The sequence below is a fragment of the Quyinboa ferrireducens genome (assembly GCF_042436675.1).
Classification (GTDB): Bacteria; Bacteroidota; Bacteroidia; order Bacteroidales; family UBA5342; genus JBHJHP01.
In genome coordinates this window covers 1-4,909 of the sequence record NZ_JBHMVA010000035.1, presented here as the reverse complement: position 1 = coordinate 4,909, position 4,909 = coordinate 1, and the positions used below count along the sequence as shown (strand labels likewise).

Below are 4,909 nucleotides of genomic sequence, written 5' to 3'. Positions count from 1 at the left end.
GCCGGAGTGTTTAATTTGTGGAGCATCAATTTAAAGAGCACCCGTGAGAGAACAAAAGAAGGCACTATTTACAACACGCAGTCATACTGCATGGCAGTACTTTTAAATAAAATATTTCAACATTCGCAGTCGGGCTACTTCGTCCTGACAGTTCCTTTCCCGTCGGAAAGAAACTGCCACGACAGCATACTGCGGGAACGTTGTATGGAATTTAATTAAAACAAAAAATGGACCTAAGTACAATTGAGAAATTTTACATATTGACAAATTATCCATTAAAAGCAGGTTGGACAATTAATAGCAAAGCTATTGGTGCTGGAATTATTAGTTCTGTATTCATTGATCTTATACAAGAAAAATCTATTGAAATATCGAATAATAAAATATTTAGCAAAACTACTAATACAGAGCTAGGTAACTTACATAAAGATATTCTTTCGAGAATTAATGGGAAATCTCGCCAATTGAAAATTTCAACTTGGATTACTCGATTAATGGAAAGAAGTGACCGTTACAAAAAAGAAATACGTCAAAGTTTATACTCTAAAGAACTTTTTGAAATTAAACAGGGAAGATTTCTACTTTTTAAATGGGAATATAAAAAGCTTAAAAAAGAAATAATTAGCGAAGTTCTCGATCATTTAAGATCAATAATTTTCAAAGGTCGTATTCCAGACCAAGAGGATTATCCAATATTGACTTTACTCTATTTAAGTGAATCTTTTAAAGTAATTTGTAGCAATAATAGTGAATATAGATATTGTAAAGAAAAGTTATCCAATCTTGTACAGAAAAATAGACAATATAAAAAAATTGGGCAAATAATTGAAAAGATAAGGAATGCTGCTAATCAAGGTGGAATTGCACTTGCAGCAGGAAATTAAAAAAACTCCATACAACACGCGGTCATAGTGCATGGCAGTATTTTTAAACAAAATAATTCAACGTTCGCTGCCAACTCTTTTCGTCCTGACAGTTACTTTCCCGTCGGAAAGAAACTGCCACGACACCATACCGCGGGAACGTTGGCAAACATAATTGAGAATCTTCAGCTATTTTATTTAATGTACAGTAGGATAAAAAGATTAAAAAATGAAAAAACTAATTTCAATTTTAGCAATTTACTTATTAATAATAATATTTTCAGTAAGTTGTAATGAGCCGCATTATGTAATCTCTAATATAAGATTTTTAGGAGCTTCATTAGATTATTATGGAGACAAACCTAGATTCAATCATTATAATTCTACTTCTGTTTTTGAGAAGGATATAATATTTGTAATTTCAACTTACAAAGAATACATTGCAAATTTGATAAATATTGAATTAATTCAAAATTGTTATGCTTTAACCAAACGGGAAACATGTGACAATGAGTTGTTAATTGACACATATTCAATTACTTTTGATAGACAATTTATATTTAATAATGATACGATAGACGCTGGTCAGAATATTTTCTCAATAGATAAAATTAAAAATGAGATTAATATTTTTGAGACAGCAATGTCATTTGAAAGTGCAGGAGCCGATGAAGTTATTGACTTTAGTGATGATTTTATTAATAAAGTAAAATTCGACAGTGGAACATATCAAGTTACTTTTAGTTGTAAAACATCTGATGACAAAGAATTTACAGAACAGATTGATGTTGAATTTAAATTATAAATTACGTTTGCCAACACGCGGTCATAAGTAATGCGGGGCGGAGTGGGTAATTCAACATGGTACATTTAATAAACATAGCAACGGTTTGATAGGTAAGTGCTTCGAAACCCCGCACTACTCATACCGCCATCCGTTGGCGTGCATTAAAACGAACATGAGAGCAATTACATACATATTGATAATTTTGACTTTGGTTTCTTGTGATTTTAAATCCTCTGAATACTATAATGGAGAAGCTCAAAAGCTTGAAAAAGAAGGAAAATATAAAGAAGCGATTTCTTTTCTGGATAAAGCTATTGAGAAAGATCCTCAAAATATTTACGCGTTGATTAATAGAGGTGTTGACAAATCAATTTTGGAGGATTATAAAGGAGCAATTGAGGATTATTCCAAAATTATTGAGATTGATCCTGACAATGCTTTAGCTTATTTAAACAGAGGAAAAAACAAGAAAAGACTTGATGATTATCATGGAGCGATTGATGATTTTGAAAAAGCAATTAAAACCAAAGGTGGTGAATTGATATATATAGACAAAGTTGATAATTCATTAATTGATAATGGTTTTGAGTTTGATGTCGGAATGGAAGAAATCAGATTTGAAAGAGGAATTGCAAGATATAATATTGACAGCGTTAGATTGGCTTTTGACGATTTTAAATTCTGTCTTCAAGCCAATTATGAAAAACCTGCTTGTCACTACTGGATTGGATTAATTTATTTAGCCTATAACATGAATGACGAAGCTTGTAAAGCATTTGAGAATTCTGAAAAATTAGGAGACCCAGATGCAAAAGAAATGATTGAAAAATATTGTAAAAAATAACGACACGCCAACACGCGGTCATAGTGCATGGCAGTTATTTTAAACCAAATAATTCAACGTTCGCTGCAAGCGCCTTTCGTCCTGACAGTTCCTATCCTATCGGACAGAAACTGCCACGACACCATACCGCGGGAACGTTGCCTGCAATTTTAGCTAAAAAGTAATCTCAACACTTTATTAGTAATGAATGAAATAAATCATTATGAAGCAAATTCAGAATTTAGATTTCTATATTCACAGATTTCTGATCATTTTATCCAGTTAGAAGCATTTCTTAAACACATACATGATTTTGTTAACCAAACTGAAAAAAAGATAGGACCAGGCCTTAAATATTACTCATCAGATTTCTTTGAATATTATTATGCAGCTTCATATGGTGAGACTTTTAGGAGTTCTTTTATAATAACAGTTTGCTCTATTTCTGAATTTTACCTAAAGTATTTTATAATTACATGGGGGGAAATACTCGACAAAGATTTATTAAATTATAAACCTATTAACAGTATTCTTGACTATCTAAAAATCATAGATAAGGAAGTTATTAATATAAATACTGATTTCTCAAGAGAAGAAATTTTTGATCTTAAATGTTTGCTAGCGGTAAGAAATGCAATGGTTCATTCACATGGAACTTTTGAATTTGTAAATAAATATAAAGAACTTATTTTACGTCTAGCTAAAAAATACTCTTCTCTCAAAGTCTTAGCTAATAGTTCTATTATGACTGAGGAAAATTTTTGCGATGAAAGTATTAATATCTCAAAGAGGTTCTTTTACTATATATTTAAATTGTCAATTAGAAAATTCCCAAATTATATATCAGATAGACCAAATGACGAGATATAAAAAACTGCAGGCAACACGCGGTCATAGTGCATGGCAGTACTTTTAAACAAAATAATTCAACGTTCGCTGCAAGCGCCTTTCGTCCTGACAGTTCCTATCCTATCGGAAAGAAACTGCCACGACACCATACCGCGGGAACGTTACCAGTAATATTAATAAAGATGAAATCCAAATACATACCGATACTATTTATGTTATTAGTTGCTTGTAGCAACGGCAAGCAAGACAATGAGAATAAATTAAAACATCAGATTGACAGTTTATCTGTGGAATTAGAAAAAGTAAAAATTGAACTCCTAAAAACAAATAATGTTAATTCAAAGACTGAAAATATCGACTTTGACAACGAAGACTTTGACTCATTCTTTTGGAAATTTATGACTGATTCAGCTTTTCAAACCAGCAGAATTAAGTTTCCTCTTAAATACATTACCTGGGGGAAAACACCTTATGGAGATGTAGATTTAGGAGGAGAAATTGACACAATTCAAATAATAAAAGATAAATGGCAGTATGATCCATTTTATATCAATTTCGCAAATGAAAGAACTCAGATTTATGACAATTTTGAATTAAAACTTAAACCAACAAATGAGAGGTTGCTTCATTGGTATGGAGTTGAAAGCGGAGGAGATTCCAAATACTTTTTCAAAGGAATTGACGGGAAATGGTATTTAATAAAAAAAGAACAATTAGGAGACTAATAAAAAATACTACTGGTAACACGCGGTCATAGTGCATGGCAGTATTTTTAAACCAAATAATTCAACGTTCGCTGAAACACCGTTTGTCCTGACAGTTCCTTTCACGGGTGAAAGAAACTGCCACGACACCATACCGCGGGAACGTTAGCGGCAAGTTTAAAAAGATTATAAACTAAACATGAAAATTAATCGAAAAAGAAAGTTTCTAATTTTTTTATTGATTGTTTTAGCTCTCTTTGCGTATTATCAGATTGACTACAAAAGACATTTTATATATAGTAGAGACAGGACAGAATACATAACAATTTGGCAACGAATTGGAAATAATTGCTATATAATACCAGGAAGATACTTTGGGGTTACAACTCCACATAAAAACTATATCAAGACTGTTAATCACAGAAATTATTTTGGTATTATTTGGAATACCTTTGACAGCCTTGATTTTAAGATCTCTATTTATAATGATTATCAGTTAATTGGCTGGAATGAAAATGCAAAGCTTATAAAAAAAATGACTCTTTACTACTGGAATATAGTGCATTAGACACATTAGATTACCAGCGAGGCAAAAGAATTGTAAGTGAAAACGCCGATTATATTAAAAATATTACAAACTACAATTACATTGATTTAAACAGAATATTCGGGATAAAAATATATAAATATTAAAAAAGAAAACCAGCCGCTAACACACGGTATAGTGCATGGCAGCACTTTTAAACAAAAAATATCAACGTTCGCGCAAAGCACTTTTCGTCCTGACAGTTCCTATCCTATCGGACAGAAACTGCCACGACACCATACCGCGGGAACGTTGTGCACAATAAAATGAAACGACTTACAACATACATATTATTGA

General features: G+C 31.7%; 6 protein-coding genes. All 6 read left to right on the top strand.

Annotated elements, in window-relative coordinates:
- The coding region (locus ACE01N_RS20030; RefSeq protein ID WP_380592775.1) for a hypothetical protein at positions 1–219 on the top strand (219 nt) is incomplete at its 5' end.
- Between the two features lie 8 nt (positions 220–227).
- Positions 228–884: a GPP34 family phosphoprotein gene (locus ACE01N_RS20025; protein WP_380592774.1), complete on the top strand. Its 657-nt coding sequence runs from the start codon at positions 228–230 to the stop codon at positions 882–884.
- A gap of 208 nt (positions 885–1,092) precedes the next feature.
- Positions 1,093–1,668: a hypothetical protein gene (locus ACE01N_RS20020; protein ID WP_380592772.1), complete on the top strand. Its 576-nt coding sequence runs from the start codon at positions 1,093–1,095 to the stop codon at positions 1,666–1,668.
- A 154-nt stretch (positions 1,669–1,822) separates the two neighbouring features.
- Positions 1,823–2,494, top strand: coding sequence for a tetratricopeptide repeat protein (locus ACE01N_RS20015; RefSeq protein WP_380592770.1), 672 nt, complete (start codon positions 1,823–1,825; stop codon positions 2,492–2,494).
- A 183-nt stretch (positions 2,495–2,677) separates the two neighbouring features.
- Positions 2,678–3,343: a hypothetical protein gene (locus ACE01N_RS20010; protein ID WP_380592768.1), complete on the top strand. Its 666-nt coding sequence runs from the start codon at positions 2,678–2,680 to the stop codon at positions 3,341–3,343.
- A gap of 161 nt (positions 3,344–3,504) precedes the next feature.
- Positions 3,505–4,047, top strand: coding sequence for a DUF4348 domain-containing protein (locus tag ACE01N_RS20005; RefSeq protein ID WP_380592766.1), 543 nt, complete (start codon positions 3,505–3,507; stop codon positions 4,045–4,047).
- The last annotated feature ends 862 nt before the right edge of the window (positions 4,048–4,909 follow it).

Excerpts from the sequence above, each read along its gene's own strand:
- ACE01N_RS20015 (WP_380592770.1), top strand. The coding sequence starts at position 1,823 with ATGAGAGCAATTACATACATATTGATAATTTTGACTTTGGTTTCTTGT.
- ACE01N_RS20020 (WP_380592772.1), top strand. The coding sequence starts at position 1,093 with ATGAAAAAACTAATTTCAATTTTAGCAATTTACTTATTAATAATAATA.
- ACE01N_RS20010 (WP_380592768.1), top strand. The coding sequence starts at position 2,678 with ATGAATGAAATAAATCATTATGAAGCAAATTCAGAATTTAGATTTCTA.
- ACE01N_RS20005 (WP_380592766.1), top strand. The coding sequence starts at position 3,505 with ATGAAATCCAAATACATACCGATACTATTTATGTTATTAGTTGCTTGT.
- ACE01N_RS20025 (WP_380592774.1), top strand. The coding sequence starts at position 228 with ATGGACCTAAGTACAATTGAGAAATTTTACATATTGACAAATTATCCA.